7 protein-coding genes are annotated in these 17,050 nt (G+C 71.6%); 4 read left to right on the top strand and 3 right to left on the bottom strand.

Annotation, left to right across the window (positions count from 1 at the left end):
* Positions 1-62: 62 nt before the first annotated feature.
* Positions 63-1,445, top strand: coding sequence for a helix-turn-helix domain-containing protein (locus tag F1615_RS27470; protein WP_208818422.1), 1,383 nt, complete (start codon positions 63-65; stop codon positions 1,443-1,445).
* 102 nt (positions 1,446-1,547) lie between these two features.
* Complete coding sequence (locus tag F1615_RS27475) at positions 1,548-2,756, top strand: PLP-dependent aminotransferase family protein (protein WP_149551737.1); 1,209 nt, start codon at positions 1,548-1,550, stop codon at positions 2,754-2,756.
* Between the two features lie 31 nt (positions 2,757-2,787).
* On the opposite strand, the gene F1615_RS27480 is transcribed toward F1615_RS27475, so the two are convergent.
* Both F1615_RS27480 and F1615_RS27485 read right to left on the bottom strand, forming a co-directional pair.
* Entirely contained in the window at positions 2,788-3,612 is an 825-nt protein-coding gene (locus tag F1615_RS27480; protein WP_149551738.1) for a helix-turn-helix domain-containing protein, read from the bottom strand.
* On the bottom strand, positions 3,609-4,421 hold the full coding sequence (locus F1615_RS27485; RefSeq protein ID WP_149551739.1) for a peptidoglycan-binding protein: 813 nt from the start codon (positions 4,419-4,421) through the stop codon (positions 3,609-3,611). Before F1615_RS27485 ends, F1615_RS27480 begins: the two co-directional genes overlap by 4 nt.
* A 288-nt stretch (positions 4,422-4,709) precedes the next feature.
* Between F1615_RS27485 and F1615_RS27490 the strand changes: the two genes are divergently transcribed.
* Complete coding sequence (locus F1615_RS27490) at positions 4,710-5,159, top strand: peptidoglycan-binding domain-containing protein (RefSeq protein ID WP_149551740.1); 450 nt, start codon at positions 4,710-4,712, stop codon at positions 5,157-5,159.
* A 221-nt stretch (positions 5,160-5,380) separates the two neighbouring features.
* Here the strand turns inward: F1615_RS27490 and F1615_RS27495 are convergent, their stop codons facing one another.
* On the bottom strand, positions 5,381-8,521 hold the full coding sequence (locus tag F1615_RS27495; protein WP_244328873.1) for a DNRLRE domain-containing protein: 3,141 nt from the start codon (positions 8,519-8,521) through the stop codon (positions 5,381-5,383).
* A 625-nt stretch (positions 8,522-9,146) separates the two neighbouring features.
* Here F1615_RS27495 and F1615_RS27500 point away from each other — a divergent pair.
* Positions 9,147-16,937 (top strand): ricin-type beta-trefoil lectin domain protein, encoded by a 7,791-nt coding sequence (locus F1615_RS27500; protein WP_244328879.1) that lies wholly within the window; start codon positions 9,147-9,149, stop codon positions 16,935-16,937.
* Positions 16,938-17,050: the final 113 nt, after the last annotated feature.

Raw genomic sequence — 17,050 nt, forward strand, 5'->3', positions numbered from 1 at the left:
TGTGACCTGGGAGAACGACCGCTCCCTGGAACGGCGGAATGGGACAGGGGGGAGGGAGAACGGTGTCGGAAGGCACGCCCGCGGCGGAGTTCGCCGCGCTCCTGCGGGAGTTGAAGGACCGGTCGGGGCTGAGCTACGGGGTCCTCGCCAAGCGGCTCCACATGAGTACGTCGACCCTGCACCGGTACTGCAACGGGGACGCGGTGCCCACGGACTACGCACCGGTGGAACGGCTGGCCCGGCTGTGCAAGGCGGGCCCCGGCGAACTGGTCGAACTGCACCGGCGGTGGGTGCTGGCGGACGCGGCGCGGGGGCGCAGGTCCGAGCCCGCGGTGACGCCGACGGCACCGGCCCCCGAGGAGCGTGCCGATCCGGGCGCGGAGGGCGCCGGTGGTCCGGTGACCGCGGTCCCGGCCGAGAGCCCGGCGACCGAGGTCCCGGAGGCCGACGTTCCGGTGATCGGGGTGCCGCAGGCGGAAGGGGCCGGCGCACCCCGTCCCGGCCCTCGTCCCCGGCGCCGTACCCGTACCGCCGTCCTGGCGGGGACGGCCGTCGCCGTCGTGCTGGCCGGGGTCACGCTCGCCGTGAGCCTGCCGGAGGGCGGGACGGGCGGCGACGGCCGGCGGGGACCGGCCGGGGCCGCGACCGTCGGGGGCGGGGACGTCACCTCCTCGCCGTCGCCCTCCGCCACACCCTCCGCGTCCGCGTCCGCGTCCAGGTCCGCGTCGGCGTCCGCGTCCGGTTCCCCCGACGCCAAGGGCGGGAACGCGAGCAGCCCGCCGGCCGCCGGGGCCGCCGCCCCGCCGGGCACCCCGCCCGGGGACGGTGCCGTGCCGCTCACCGTGCGCACCGACCCGTACGTCTGGGAGAGCCCCTGCTCGCAGCGGTACCTGATCGACAAGGCGCCGGGCGAGGTGCACCCGCCGCCGATCGAGGACGACGCGACGGCGTGGGTCGCAGCGGAGCGCGCCGTGTCGTCGGGGGAGCAGTACGTGCGGCTCACCGTGCAGGGGACCGGTGCGGAGACGGTGGTCGTGGAAGGGCTCACCGTGCGGGTCGCCGGCAAGCGTGCGCCGCTCGCCTGGAACGACTACGCCATGGGCTACCCCGGCGTCGGCTGCGGCGGTGGCGTGCCGACGCGTGCCTTCACGGTCGCCCTGGACGCGGCGCGGCCCGGCCTGACGCCGCAGTCGGGGCACCGCGACTTCCCGTTCAAGGTGAGCGAGTCCGACCCCGAGGTCTACTACATCACCGCCGACGCCTCCGCGTACGACGTGAGCTGGTACCTGGAGCTGAAGTGGTCCAGCGGCTCCCGCAGCGGCACGCTCACCGTGGACGACGAGGGCCGCCCCTTCCGCACCAGCGGCAACAACGGGCGTCCGTCGTACGAGTTCCCGCTCGGCGGCGAGACGTGGGTGCCGGAGGGGACGACGAAGGTCGACTAGCGCCGGCCGGGTGTCCGGATCGCGGAAAGCTGCGTGTAGAGGACACGCGGTTTCCTAGGCTGCGGGGGCACGCGTCGTCACCACAGCCCGAGGAGCCGTGCCATGACCGTCATCGAGCCCGTCCGACCCCTCGCCCCCACGCCGCCGCTCGCCGCGCGGGCCCGCACCGTCGGGGGCTCACCCGTACGGGACATCCTGGCCGTCACCGCCCGCCCCGAGGTGATCAACTTCGCGGGCGGGCTGCCGGCGCCGGAGCTGTTCGACGCCGAGGGCATCGCGGCGGCGTACCGGGCGGTGCTCGACGGGACACCGGCGCGGGCGCTGCAGTACTCCACGACGGAGGGCGAACCCGCGCTGCGGGCCGCGCTCGCCGCCCGCACGGCGGCCCGCGGCCTGCCCACCGTCCCCGACGACCTGCTCGTCACCACCGGCTCCCAGCAGGCCCTCTCCCTCCTCGCCACGGTGCTGCTGGAACCCGGCGACACGGTCCTCGTCGAGAACCCCTGCTACCTCGCCGCACTCCAGGCCTTCGGGCTGGCCGGGGCGCGCGTCGTGGCCGTCCCCGGCGACGAGGACGGCCTCGACCCGGACGCGCTGGACGAACTGGTGGCGCGCGAACGCCCCAAGCTGCTCTACACCGTGCCCACCTTCCAGAACCCCACCGGCCGCACCCTGCCCGCCGCGCGACGGGCCGCGGTGGCCCGGGTCGCCGCCCGGCGCGGACTGTGGATCGTCGAGGACGACCCCTACGGCGAACTGCGCTACGAGGGCGAACGGGTGCCGTGGATCGCCGCCCACCCCGGCGCCGAGGACCGCACCGTGCTGCTCGGCAGCTTCTCCAAGGTCATGGCCCCCGGTCTGCGCCTCGGCTGGCTGCGCGCCCCCGCCGTACTGCGCCGCGCCTGCGCCGTCGCCAAGCAGGCCGCCGACCTGCACACCCCCACCGTCAACCAGCTCGCCGCGGCCCGCTACCTGGCGGACAACGACCTGGACGCCCACGTCCGGCGCGTCGCCGGCGTCTACGGCGAACGGCGCGACGCCATGCTCGCCGGACTCCCCGCCGCGCTGCCGGACGGCTCGACCTGGAACCGGCCCGAGGGCGGCATGTTCCTCTGGGCCCGGCTGCCGGAGGCGTACGACACCACGGCACTGCTCCCGCAGGTGGTGCGCCACGACGTGGCGTACGTCCCCGGCGCCCCCTTCCACGCCACCGACCCGGACCACGCGACCCTGCGACTGTGCTTCGTGACGCAGACACCTCAGGAGATCGCGGAGGGGCTGCGGAAGCTGGGCGCGGGCCTGCGCGACTGAGGTGCGCCGTCGCGGGGCGCCGCCGCGCGGGTCAGCGTACGGTCGCCTCGAAGCACTCCCGCTCCCGCTTCCCCGCGCGGTGGAAGCAGGCCCGTACGACCGTGCCCGGCGCCGTCACCGTCATGGGCGTGTACAGGTAGGCCTTCGCGTCCAGGGCGTCCGCCACTTCGGCGGAGCGGGTCGGGCCGGCCGCGGTCATCTCGATGCGGTCGCCCACCGTGGTGGCCCACATGCGGGCCCAGCTCGTCCCGCACCGCCTGCTGTGCCGCAGCTCGAGACGGGCTCCGGCGGTCGTGCGGTACGAACCGAGGGTGTCCGGGCCGTTGCCGCAGAGCATGTTCATCGGGTCCCTGCCCTCGCAGGAGGCGCCCCGGCAGCGGGGCGGCGGCAGGGCGGTCCTGGAGGACGGGGCCGCGCGGACCGTCTCGGCGGGCCGGTCCGGCCCCAGCAGGACGGCCGCCGTCACGCCCCCGGCCAGCACGGCCAGTACGGCCGTGATCACCGCCGTGAGACGCCACGGCCGAAACCGGTTCGCTCCATCGGGTGGCGGCGCGGGCGGGGGAGTGACCGGGGGCGGTGCGGCGGCTTCGTCCGGCGGGGCGTGCGCGGCGCGTCCGCTGTCCGCCGCCTCCGCGATCTCCCACAGCGCCAGGCAGCGCCCGTCCCGCTCGCCCGCCAGCCGGCACAGCTCCCGCACGGCCTCGCGGGGCGGCAGCGTCTCGCCCTTGAGGTAGCGGCCCCAGGAGGACCTGCTGAACGGCGTGCGCTCCTCCAGTCCTGTCAGGCTCAGACCGGTGCGCTGCCGCAGGGCCCGCAGTGCGGCGGTCAGTTCCGCGCGCTCCGGAGACGCGGTCATCCCCGCAGGACCTTCCAGGTGTGCGGGCCGACGATGCCGTCGACGACCAGACCGGCCCGCTTCTGCAGGCGTTTGACGGCCCGTTCGGTCAGCGGGCCGTAGATGCCGTCGATGTCGCCCGGTGGGTAACCCGCCCTGTGCAGCAGGCACTGCGCCTCGGCGACCGCCTTCCCGGCGTGGCCGTTCAGCAGGATCGCCTCCCCGGTCCGGCTGAGGCCCGCGTACCAGCGGCCGTCGATCCGCTCGACCCGGCAGGTGTAGGAGGGGGCCGACGGCCCGGACGCGGCCCCGGCGGGCGCGGCCGACGACACCGGCGGTGGCTGGGCCCGTCCCTCGTCGTCCCCGGTGAGCCGGGTGACCAGGACCAGGGAGGAGGCCGCCAGGACCAGGGCCACGACACTCGCGGCGACCGCCGTCCGGAAGGAACCGCCGCGGCGTCCGGACTCCTCCGGCACCGGCACGTCCACGGTCTCCCCGGCCGCCGTCCCCGCCACGGTCTCCCCGGCCGCCGTCCCCGGCCGGGCCTCCGACGTGGCGTGCTCTCCCGTCCGCGCCGCCGCCGCGACGTCCCGCAGCGCCAGCAGGCGGACCGGGTCCTCGCCGGTGACCGAGGCGAGCGCCTCGACGGCCTCCCGGGGCGGCAGCGACCTGCCGCCGAGGTACCGCTCCCACGACGACGCGCTGTATCCCGTCTTCGCCGCGAGCTGACGCATGCTCAGCCCGCTGTGGTCCTTGGCCCGCCGTAAGCACACCACCAGCCGCCGCACCCGTGGGTCGAGTTCCGCGGGCAGCTCCTTCCAACGCGACATGCCTTCCCCCACTCGCGTCCGTGGTCCCGTCCCCCGCCGCATTCTCCAACAGCATCCACGGCCCGCCGGGGCGGGAGGTTCCCGCACCCGTACCGAATCGGCCACCGCCCGCCGTACCCGTCCCGCCGCGCCGTACCGGCGGTCCGTGTCACCGCAGGTCAACGCCTGGGACGTCCCACGGTGACGTCACTTCCGCGGCAACTGTGGCGCGTGCCGGGCCGGGTCCCCCAGTCTCGATGGCGAGCCGGCCGGTGCGGCCGGCGCCGTCCATCCGAAGGGGGAAACACCATGCGAGCCACGACGAGGGCCTTCGTCGGTCTCACGACCGCCGTGGGGATCGCCGCCGGAAGCCTGGCGGCAGCGGGCACCGGCAGCGCGGCACCCGCCCAGGACACCCGGGCGGTCGCGGCCGCCGAGGTCGCGCCGCTCGCGGTGAACAACCTCGGCCTGAGCACGACCCGGGCCAAGTACTGGCAGTGCTGGCTGCGCGACACCGGTTACCACCCCGGAGCCATCGACGGGCAGCTCGGCACCGGCAGCTGGAAGGCCGCGCAGAGGAAGTTCAACGACCTGGGCTACAACGCCGGCACCGTCGACGGAATCGTCGGGACCAACACGATCAAGGCGCTGCAGCGCTACCTGAACCTCTTCGACTACGGGCTCGCCGTCGACGGGGTCGCCGGATCGAGGACCAAGGCCGCGTTCTCGGACTTCAACAGCGTCAACTACTGCGCCTGAGCCGGAGAACGCCGCGGCCCGTCCTCCCGTCGGGGGAGAGGACGGGCCGCGCGCACGGGCACCGGCCGTCCCGTCGATGAGCCCGCCGGGTGGGAGGCTCTGCCCGGGTAAGCGGCACTCGCCGCCGACAGCAGCGGCCGGTGCCCGCGGACGCGGCCGAGCCCCGGCCTCCCACGCGGGGCTGCCGGGGCTCGGTGCCGGGGTGCTCGTCGGCGGACGGGTCAGCCGAGGGCCTTCAGGGTGCTCCAGTCCGTCGACAGCACGATCTTGACGGGTGAGTTCGTGTTGGTCCGGGAGGGGTGGTAGACGCGGGTCTGGCCGTCGGAGCCGAACCGGGCCCAGATGTCGGGGATGCCGTCGCCGTTGACGTCGGGGATGCCGAGTGCCGTCGAGACGTTCGCCTCGGTCCAGCTGGTGCCGTAGGAGACGTCCCCGTTCAGGGAGTTGGCCGCCAGCTTGATCGACTCGAGGTCGACGCCGCCGTCGGGGCCGGGCTTGCCGTGGCGGACGTACATGTTGCCGTTGTCCAGGTTGCGCCACAGCAGGTCGGGTGTCGTGTCGCCGTTGATGTCGGCGACGTTGACGATGTCGCGGCGGGCCCAGGCGTCGGAGTTCATCAGCGTGGCGGTCTCGAAGCTCGCGCCGGTGTAGCCGGACAGCGTCCAGAACGCGGCGCCGGCCCGCAGGACGAGGTCGGGGTGCTTGTCACCGGTGATGTCGCCGACGGCCTTGATCTGGGTCCAGGTCGAGGGGTCGGGGGCGTTGGAGGGCAGCCGGATCCTCAGCCGCTCGTCCACGTCGAAACTGCCGTAGCCGTCACCGGGGTAGAGCCAGAACCCGCCGTCGGGGGAGACGGCGAACAGGTCGGTGGCGCCGTCGCCCGGGTAGGCGTCGTCGTAGTGCGTGATCAGGGCCGCCTTGCCCGTGCCGGGGTCGTACCAGTGGCCGGCCGGGTGGAGCTGCGTCTCGCCGGCGTCGTCCACCGTGTAGGAGGAGCCCATGCACATGTACAGCTCGCCGTCGGGGGCTCCGGGGCAGGTGTACAGGTTGCCGCTGGAGTTGACGATGAGGATGTCGGGGATGTCGTCGCCGCCGGTGTCGCCGGGCCCGTCGGCCTTGTCCCGCGGCGGGACGTACATGTTGTAGTCGGAGCGGACGCTCGGGTTGCCGTACTGGTCGTAGGCGTAGACGTTCAGCCGGGTGGGTCCGGCGTGCTCCGGCCGCAGGTCCGGGACGGTCGCGACGCCGTTGGAGTCGGCGGGGACCTCCTTGTACCCCACGCTCTCGAACGCGTACTTGAACTTCGTCGCGCCCGGCGAGGTGAAGGTGACCGAGCCGGTCGAGCCGAACTTGACCTTGGTCCAGGTCGCGCCGTCGGAGGTCGCGCTGGGGAAGTCCGTGCTGTCGATCTCGGGCTGTGGCGGTCCGCTGCCGTCGACGGTGACGACGCAGGGCGAGGTGCCCGGCGGGAAGAACGTGGAGACCAGACCGCCGGAGTCCTCGGCGCGCACGTCCCAGGCGTAGGTCGTCTTGTCGGTCAGGGGGAAGGCGACCGGGACGAGCTGGGTGGCGGTGCCGTAGCTGTTCGGGGTGACCAGGTATTCCTTGCGGGTGGTGGTGTCACCGTTCTTCCAGAAGCGGAAGCGCAGCTTGCTCAGGTTGTCGTCGGGGTCGGTGGCGGTCGCCGTCAGGGTGATGTCCTTCTTGCCGACCGTCACGCCCGTGCCGACGACGCAGTTACCGCCCGGGGAGGACTTGCCACCCGTCGGCTCGTTCGGCGGGCGGTTGTAGTTGACCTCCAGCGTCGCCGAGGTGGCGCGGAACTTGCGCCAGGTCTGGGTGTCGGTCTCGCTGGTGGCGCGCATGCCGAAGGTGATGCTCGACCAGCCGCCGTCCGCGCCCTTCTGGGCGGCGCTCGTCACCGTGAACGACTCGTAGGCGTCGGGGCAGGAGCTGGAGGACCAGCCGTGCGCGAACGACTTGCGCTGGATCTCGCTGGACCAGCTCGGCTGCTTGTTCCACGTCGTGCCAGTCGAGATGCCGCCGGTCAGCCAGAGCTGGAACTGGCGGTCGGTGCAGGACCAGGAGTGGTTGTTGAGCACCTTGAAGTAGGCGGAGCTGACCGTCGCGCCCTTGATGCCGCTGTTGAACTTCATCCGCCAGAACGAGCGGCCGGTGCCGCCGGTGCTGTCCTCGTGGCCGACGCGGGCGTCGGAGGTGCCGGAGCTGAAGTTGGTGCCGTTCCAGAAGCTGGTGTTCGGGTACGGCTTGTAGGCCGTCGTCCACGCCGCCCAGCCGGTGGTGGCGGTCGGGTCGACGTACAGCGGGAACGTCACGTCCGGGTCGGTGAGCAGACCCGTTCCGGCCACGTCCAGTTCGAGCCGGGCGGTGCCGGTCCTGTCACCGGTCAGGCGCAGGGGGAGGGGGGCGCTGTGGGCGCCCGGCTCGATGCCGCTCAGGCCGGACAGCTGCAGCACGTCGGCGGGCGTGGCGACCGAGGTCCGCGGCGCGGCCTGCGGCCCGGGGAGTTCGGGGTCGCGGCCGCTGGAGTCCCAGGCGAACGGGGTGGGGACCGAGCCGATCTCCGTGCCGTCCTCGCCGAGGATCAGGACGCGCCCGGCACTCTCGTCGTGCTGGAAGACGGCCGTGTCGGAGCGCAGCCCGTAGGAGACGGTGGCGAGGGCCTTGTTCCGCGCGGCCTCCTTGGTCTTCACGATGAGGAGCTGTGCGAACCCGCCCTCCTCGCGGGCGACGAGGAGCAGGTCGACACCGGGCAGTACCTCGGGGTAGAGGGCGCGGGGGCCGTCGAGGACCGGTTCGGGCAGGGTGCCGGGCCAGGTGTAGGTGAGGGTGTGGCCGGCCACCTCCATCTCGGCCAGGACGCTCCCGTCCGCCTGGGCGTCCGTCAGCGGTCCGCGGGCGAAGGAGCGGTCGGCGCGGTCCTTGCCCGGCGTGCCGTCGGCGAAGCGCACCGGGGCCGCCGGGTTGGCCGGGCGGACGCCGAGGCCGTCGGCGGCGTCGGTGCGGCGCAGGCGGGTGTCGATCGCGGCCCACTCGCCCTCGGCGTTCTTCGCCCGCACGGGGGTCGCCGACATCTGCGTGCGCATCTGGCCGTCGGGCCGGGCCCAGGTCATGGAGGTGGGCGTGGTGGCGGTGTCGACGACGACCTGCTTGCCGGTGCGCCGGGCCTCCGCCTGGGCGGCGGCCTCGTCACGGGGGCCGGTCGCGGCCTGCCGGGTGTCGGTCGCCTTGTCCGCGCGGGACGTCGAGGGTTCGTCGGGCAGCCACCAGGGAAGCAGGGCTGCGGTCAGGGTGGCCACGAGGAGGCCGAGGCTGAGTGTCAGCCGGGTGCGCGTGCGCACGAACGGGCTGAGAAAACGAGGCGGCGCGGACACGGCTGCGGTTACTCCCGTGTGGACCAGGCGAATGCGGACAGCACAGACAGCCCCGGTCGGCAGGCCGCGGGGCATGAGCGCCGACACGATCACACGATCCGCACGACTCGTCCACGTGTGAAGAATTTATAAGGCCGTGATGGAGCTTCGGCCGGCCCATGGCCGCCGATCGGACATGTCGTGGTTGTTCGATTTGATTACCGGCCATCAGTGGATAGACGCGCATGTCCGTGTCGTTTCGCATTGATCGTCACATGGGTGCCCTGACCGTCTATGTCGCGTGACGCAGATCACGTGAGTCTCCTGTCCGGTGTCGACAGCGATCTTGAAATATGCCCCGTGCATGTCAGAGGGTGCGGGCACGCATGCGCCTGATCAGGCACGTGCCTCTTGTTCGCTTGCCTGGTGGGAGTCGACGACGCGTATGCGTGCTCAACGTCCGCTGTCATGGCTGGGGCGGGGACGCCTGGCCTTGACGGAGTCACAACGACGGCGCCGACGGCACAGCCGCCTGGCGACCGTCCTTCTGTTGTCCTCGACGCTGACGGTGACCAGCCTCGGCGCGGACGCGTGGGCGATTCCCGGCCCAGGCATGAACCGCGAGGGGGTCGACCTTCCCGACCTGCCGGAGGATGTCCCGGTCGACGGGGACGAGGAGGCCGAGAAGAACCTCACCACCGCGCCCGAGGTCCCCGTCACCCCCTACGAGCCGGTGGCGGTGACGCCCTGGACGGACGGCACGGGCACGGCGACGCTGGACGCGACCACCGCGCCGGGCAGCACGGTCCCCCTGTCCAACGGCCTGCCGGTCGCAATCGGGGTGCCCGAGGGCACCGACCCGGCCGCCATCGACGGTCAGTGGCAGGTCGACCTGGCGGCGCCGGCGGCGTCCCAGGACGCGGGCGTCTCCGGCCTGATCATGCAGGTCACCCCGCCGGCCGACGCGGACCCGGCCGCGCAGGTCGCGCTCGCCGTCGACACCACCGGCTTCGCGGACCTCTACGGCCCGCAGGCGGCGGAACGTTTCGGCCTGGTGCTGCTGCCGGACTGCGTGCTGACCTCGCCCGACAGCGGCGACTGCGCCGCCGAGGGCGGTACGACGACCATGTCGGTCAAGGCCGCCGCCGAGGACACGGTGGAGCGGCTGCCCAGCTCGGTCGAGGTGGTGCCCGCGAAGAAGGCGCCGACCAGGTCCAAGGCCGCGGCGAAGGCGCCGACCCGCAAGATCCTCACCGGGTCGGTCCCGGTCGCGAACCTGCTGGGTGACACGACCGCGCCGGACTCGTCGGCGTCGGGTGCCTCGGTGCGGACCGCCTCGTTCACGGGGAGCGACGCGCTCCAGGCCGTGGACGCCTCCGGCCCGCAGGTGATCGGTGCCATGGACACCGGCGCCTCGGCCTCAGGCGACTACAGCGCCACCCCGCTGCTGTCCTCAGGCTCCTGGTCGGCCGGCGCCTCCTCGGGCGCCTTCACGTACAGCTACGCGGTCCAGGTCCCGGAGACCGCGGGCGGCCTGATGCCGAAGGTGGCCCTCGGCTACTCCTCGCAGTCGGTGGACGGCCGCACGTCGGCGACGAACAACCAGGCCTCGTGGATCGGCGACGGCTGGGACTACAACCCCGGCTCGATCACCCGCACCTACGCCAACTGCCGCGAGGACTCCAAGAAGTCCGGGTCGAACAACGCCACGCACCGCACCGCCGACCTGTGCTGGGGCTCGGACAACGCCACCCTGTCGCTGGGCGGGACGACCACGGAACTGGTCTGGGACGACACCCGGAACACGTGGTTCACCGCCAACGGCGACGGCTCCACCATCGAGCGGATCCGCGACAACACCACGGGCAACGGGGCCAAGGACGGCGAGTACTGGGTGGTCACCACCCGGGACGGCACCCGCTACCACTTCGGCCGGCACAAGCTGCCGGGCTGGTCGGCGGACGACCCCGTCACCGACTCCGTGCTGACCGTCCCCGTGTACGGCAACCACTCCGGCGAGGACTGCTACAAGGCCGGCGACTGGCCGGGCTCGTGGTGCACCCAGGGCTGGCGGTGGAACCTCGACTACGTCGAGGACATCCACGGCAACGCCATGTCGCTGTGGTGGAAGAAGGAGAAGAACCACTACGCGCGGAACTTCAACTTCAAGGCGCCCGTGGTCTACGACCGTGGCGGCTACCTCTCCCACATCTACTACGGCCAGCGCAAGGACAGCATCTTCTCCGCGACCGCCCCGGCCCGGGTCGGCTTCACCGTCGCCGAGCGCTGCTTCACCGAAGGTTCGCTGACCTGCACGGACGCGAACTTCACGGACAAGGACCCGGGCAAGTACCGCATCTGGTACGACACCCCGGCCGACCTGAACTGCCAGGCCGTCACCTCGACCTACACCAGGAAGTGCTGGAACGCCGGGCCGACGTTCTGGTCCCGCAAGCGCCTGACGGAGATCCAGACCTCCGCGCAGCGCCGCACCGACACCAGCGCCCGCCAGGTGGTGGACAGGTACGCCCTCACCCAGAGCTTCCCGGTCCTGAGGACCGGCCCGAACACCGCCCTGTGGCTGGAGTCCGTCCAGCGCACCGGCTACGCCCGCAACGGCTCCACGGACGACAGCGTCACCCTGAACGCGGTCCGCTTCGAGTCCAACGCCGAGGACATGCCGAACCGGGTGATGCGCGGCTCCACCGACCCGCGGCCCGGCTTCTCCCGGCTGCGCATCGCGCGCGTCATCAACGAGTACGGCGGCGAGACCGTCGTCACCTACAAACCCGCCGCGGGCGACTGCGCCACCGGCACCGACCTGCCCGGCAAGTCCGACACCACCGCGCTGAAATCCAACACGCGGCTGTGCTACCCGTCGTTCTGGCACCCGGACCCCGAGGTCCAGGACATCGACTGGTTCCACAAGTACGTGGTGCAGTCGATCGAGGAACTGCCCAACGTGGACGGGGCGTTCGCGACGAAGACGTCCTACGCCTACAAGAACGCCGGCTGGAAGCTGGCCGAGGCCGAGTTCACCAAGAAGGCCACCAGGACCTACTCGAACTTCGCCGGGTTCGAGCAGACCACGGTGATCACGGGCCCCGACCAGGACGATCCGGCCATCGGAGCCAAGCGGTCGAAGGCTGTCACCCGCTTCTTCCGCGGCATGGGCGACACCGTCCTGGTCAACGACATCACCGGCACCGAGATAGCCAAGGACCACGAGGCGTTCGCCGGCCGCATCGCCGAGGAACTGACCTACGCGAGCGCCGACGCCGCCGACACGGACTGGCTGTCCCGGAGTGTGACCGTCCCGGCCGTGACCGAGCTGGCCAGACGCGTCCGCGACGACGGGCTGTCCCCGCTGCGCGCCTGGCGGGTCACCGAACCCGAGGAGATCGCGTACACCAAGTCCTCCGGCACCGGTGACGACACCCGCATCGAGCGGGTCGTCAGGACGAAGACGACGTACGAGCCGACCCACGGGCTGCCCACCCAGGTCGAGTCGCTGGGCGACACCGGCAAGTCCGGCGACGAGTCCTGCACGAAACTCGAGTACGTCCACCACACCGGCAAGAACATCATCGGCCTGACCAAGCAGGCCCTCGTCTCGCCGACGACGTGCGCCGCCGCCGACTTCGCCGACCTGTCCACGCTGAGCGGCGCCACGCGCACCGCGTACGACGGGCAGGCGTACGGCACGGCGCTCGGCTCCACCACCCGCGGCCTGGCCACCGCGTCCTGGTCGCTGAACGGCTCCGGCACCGGCTTCCAGAGCGACGGCACCACTGCGTTCGACGCCGTCGGCCGCGTCGTCGAGCAGACCGACCCGGACGGCAACTCCGGGACGATCACCTACTCCCCCGCCACCGGGCAGGTCTTCAAGGTCACCACGACCAACGCGCTCGGCCACACCGAGGTCCAGGAACTGGAGCCGGGCCGCGCGACCACGCTGACGACCACCGACGCCAACGGCCACGTCAGCGAGGCCACGTACGACCCGCTCGGCCGCCTGCAGGAGGCCTGGGCACCGGGCCGCACCCCGTCGTCCTCCGCCGTGCCGGACTTCCGGGCGGTCTACACCGTCCCCGAGTACGACCCGGACGACCCGGCGAAGTCGGACCACAAGCCGCCGTACGTCACTACGTACTCGCGAGGCTTCCAGGACCGCGTCGAGAAGTCCGTCACCCTCTACGACGGCCTCGGCCGCGAGCGGCAGACGCAGGAGGAGGCCGACGGCGGACGCGGACACCTGATCACCGACACGCTCTACAACAGCTCCGGTGAGGTCTGGCAGACCTACAACGCCTACTACACCGACGAGGCGACCCCGGGCGTGCTGTTCCAGCCGCTCGCGGACACGGCCGTCCCCAACATCACCCGCTACACCTACGACGGCCTCGGCCGCGTGGTGCAGGAGACGCCGGTCCTGAAGGTCAAGGACCCGCTGACGGGCGAGTCGTCCTCCCAGCCGGTCCCGGAGCGGGCCACCCGGTACGAGTACGGCGAGGACTGGTCCAAGGTCGTCCACCCGGCCGGCGCCTCCTCCTACCGCGTCTACACCGACGCCCTCGGCCGCACCGTCCGCACCGACACCTTCAACCCCGAGGCGCCGGGCGGCTTCACCTCGACGCGGTACGCCTACGACAACGGCGGCCGGCTGGTGACGGCCACCAGCTCCGCCGACACGGCCCACCCGTGGTCGTGGACCTACGACCACCGCGGCCGCCAGCTCACGTCCACCGACCCCGACTCGGGCACCACACGCACGTCGTACGACGACCGCGACCGCCCGCTGACCACGACGAACGCCCGCGGTGTCACGGTGTGGAACGGCTACGACGTCCTGTCGCGGCCGACCGAGCAGCGCCTGAACACCTCCACCGGGACACTGCTGTCGAAGTACTTCTACGACAGCGCCCCCGGCGGCAAGGGCATGCCGGCCACCGCCGTCCGCTACACCGACGGCGAGGCCTTCACCCAGCAGGTCGACGGCTACACCAAGGACTACGACCCGACCTCCACCACCCTGACCCTGCCGCAGTCGCTGTCGACCGGCTGGGGCCTGCCGAGGTCGTACACGTACGGCTACGAGTACAACGACCAGGGCATGCTGAAGTCGGCGTCCCTGCCGCCCGTCGGCAAGTTCGACGCCGAGAAGCTCGTCGTCCGCTACAACGAGGACGGCAAGCCGCTCTCCGTCTCCGGCAAGGACTGGTACGGCGCGGAGACCGTCTACGACGTCTACGGCCAGGTCCTGCGCTCCACCCTCGGTGCCCAGCCGTACCGGGTGTGGACCCAGGCCCTGTACGACGAGTCCAGCGGTGAGCTGCAGGAGCAGTCGGTCTACCGCGAGCAGACCGGCGACACCTCCGTGGTCGGCGGCAACCTGGTCTCCAACCGCAGCTACACCTACGACCCGGCCGGCAACGTCACCGCGATCCAGGAGCACTCCACCAAGATCGCGGAACGGCAGTGCTTCACCTACGACCCGCTGGGCCAGCTGAAGAAGGCCTGGACCGCGAAGGACCAGACCTCGTGCGCGGGACCGGTCAAGACCGACGGCACCCTCAACGTGGCCGCCGGCGCGGACCAGTCCGGCTACTGGCAGGAGTACGAGTACGACCTGCTGGGCAACCGCACGAAGCTGACCGAGAAGGACCTCACCGGCGCCACCGCCAAGGACGCGGTGAGCACCTACTCCTACGGCAAGGCCGACGGCAGCCAGCCGCACACGCTGACCAAGGTGTCCAAGGCCTACACCACCCCGGCCGGGGCGCAGGTCACCGCGGAGGCCGAGCGGCTGTACGAGCTGACCGGTGAGACCAAGTCGGTCACCTCGCTGGACAACGGCGACAAGCAGGAGCTGACCTGGACCTACGACGGCAAGATCGACCGGATCAAGGGCGCCGGCGCCGGCGGCAAGACCCCGTACGTGGGTCTGGCCGACAAGTGCCTGGACCTCTCGGGCGGTCTGGCGACCGCGGGCCGGAAGATCCAGCTGTACTCCTGCAACACCTCCCCCGCGCAGAGCTGGCGCTTCTCCCCGTCACCGGGTGCCACGCAGACCGACCCCGACCGGGGCACGCTCAACGTCTACGACACCTGGTGCGTGCAGCCGGCCGCGAACACGGCGGGCTCGGCCGTCCAGCTCCAGAAGTGCGACGGTTCGGCCGCGCAGGAGCTGAAGCGCAACGCCGCCGGCCAGCTCACGCACGTCGCGTCGGGCCTGTGCCTGACGGTGCAGGGCGCCGACTCGGCGAACTCGACACCGATCGTGCTGGCCACCTGCGACGCCGCCAAGGCCGAGCAGCAGTGGGCGGCGCAGAACGACACCCGTCACCTCTACGGGCCCGACGGCTCGCGCCTGCTGACGATCAAGGGCAAGCAGGCCACGCTGCACCTGGGCGAGGCCGAGGTCACCATCGGGCAGGGCGGTGTGCTGATCAACACCCAGCGCACCTACTCCGCCCCCGGCGGCGCGGTCATGCGGTACGCCTACGGCAACAGCGGGGACCAGCTGGTCGCCCTCGCCGGCGACCACCAGGGCAGCACCTTCGTGGAGGTCGGGCTCCGGGCCGACAACCCGGTCCGCATCCGCAAGCAGGACCCGTTCGGCAACCAGCGCGGCGCCGACACGGTCGGCGTCAACCTCCAGACCCACACGGGGTTCCTCGGGGCGCCCCGTGACGACTCCTCGGGCTTCGTGCCGCTGGGGGCGCGTCTGTACGACCCGGTGGTCGGACGCTTCCTGTCCGTCGACCCGGTGCTGGACCTGAACGACCCGCTCCAGTCGAACGGGTACGCCTACGCGCACAACAACCCGGTGACGATGTCCGACCCGTCGGGTCTGGCCATCTCGCTGACCGCGTCCGAGCGGGCGGCGGCCCTCCAGGGCGCGGGCCTGTCGGCGGCACAGGTCGCCGCGGCGCACGCCACCATGAACAAGTCCCTGACCTCGGTGATCCTCGCCGTGGCCTGGCAAACGCTGAGGGACTTCATCGGCATCAACGACGCGATGGCCTGCTTCGGCGGTGACATGTGGTCCTGCGTGGGCCTCGTCGTCGGCGCGATCCCGTGGACCAAGCTCGGCAAGATCCCCAAGGTCATCAAGGCGGTCGAGCGGACGATCAGCGCGGTCAAGGCCTTCAACAAGGCGAAGAAGCTGGCAGAGGCCGTCCTGAAGAAGGCGAAGGCCGCGGAGGCGGCGGCGCTGGCCGCCAAGAAGGCGGCGATCGAGAAGGCCAAGAAGGAGGCCGCGCAGAGAGCCAAGAAGAAGGCCGCCGAACGGGCGAAGAGAATCGCCGACCAAGCGGCCCAGAGAACCAAGAAGACCGGCAACCCCGTCCAGAAGCAGGCCCAGGCCAAGGCGGCCCCGAAGGCGTCCTCCGCCGGCAAGGGCTCGGGCGGCGCCGGCAAGGGCGGCGGCTCCAAGCCGGGCGGCAGCTCCGGCGGCTCCTCAAAGAGCAGCGGCGGATCGAGCGGCAGCGGGGGGTCCGGCAAGGCCGACGGTGGCGGCAGCGGGGGGACGTGCAACAGCTTCGTCCCCGGCACCAAGGTGCTGATGGCCGACGGTTCGACGAAGCCGATCGAGAAGGTCGAGGTGGGCGACAAGGTCGTCGCCACCGACCCGAAGACGGGTGAGACCCGGATCGAGACGGTCACCGCCGAGATCAAGGGCAAGGGCCTGAAGCACCTGGTCAAGGTCACCATCGACACGGACGGCAAGAAGGGCACCAAGACCGCCGAGATCACGGCGACCGACGGCCACCCCTTCTGGGTCCCCGAGCTGCGTGCCTGGGTCAAGGCCACCGACCTCCGGACCGGTGCGTGGCTGCAGACCAGCTCGGGCACCTACGTTCAGATCACCGCCATCGAGCGTCGGACGGCACAGCAGGCCGGCGTTCACAACCTCACCGTCAGCGACGTACACACCTACTACGTCGTGGCTGGTGCCGCGTCCGTCCTGGCGCACAACTGCAACGAAGCCAGGATCGGCGAGGCCATCGACGGCCTGAACGGCAGACACGTCACAACCGGCGTGCCGCTCGACAATGACGGCAACGTGATCGGTCCGGAGTTCAGCAGCGGTGTGGACGCGAATTCGGCCCGTGCCAATGCGATGCTCCAGCGGGCCAGTGGTCGCAATGCCACATGGAACTCCGCGACCCATGCGGAGCCGAAGATCGCGCTGTGGATGAATGACAACGGGGTCGATTTCGCCAACGTGGCCATCAACAACACGTACGTTTGTGGTGGCCGGGGCGGTGCGGGCTGCGTCAACATTCTCCCGCATATTCTCGAATCCGGGCGGACCATGGTCGTCTGGTATCGCGACGAAGCGGGAGTCCTGCAGAATACCGGGCCTATCGTGGGACAGGCTGCGAGACGCCGAAGGTAGTGGCCAGGGGGATCCGGTCGGCCTGTACTCGACGCGCTACAATATCGTCCTTTGGGGAAGGGAAGGCGATCATTGTGACCGTGCTTTGCGGAGCGCTCAGTGAGGCCGATCGG

Origin of the sequence: Streptomyces marokkonensis (assembly GCF_008312835.1) — a bacterium.
In the GTDB taxonomy this organism is placed as follows: Bacteria; Actinomycetota; Actinomycetes; order Streptomycetales; family Streptomycetaceae; genus Streptomyces; species Streptomyces marokkonensis_A.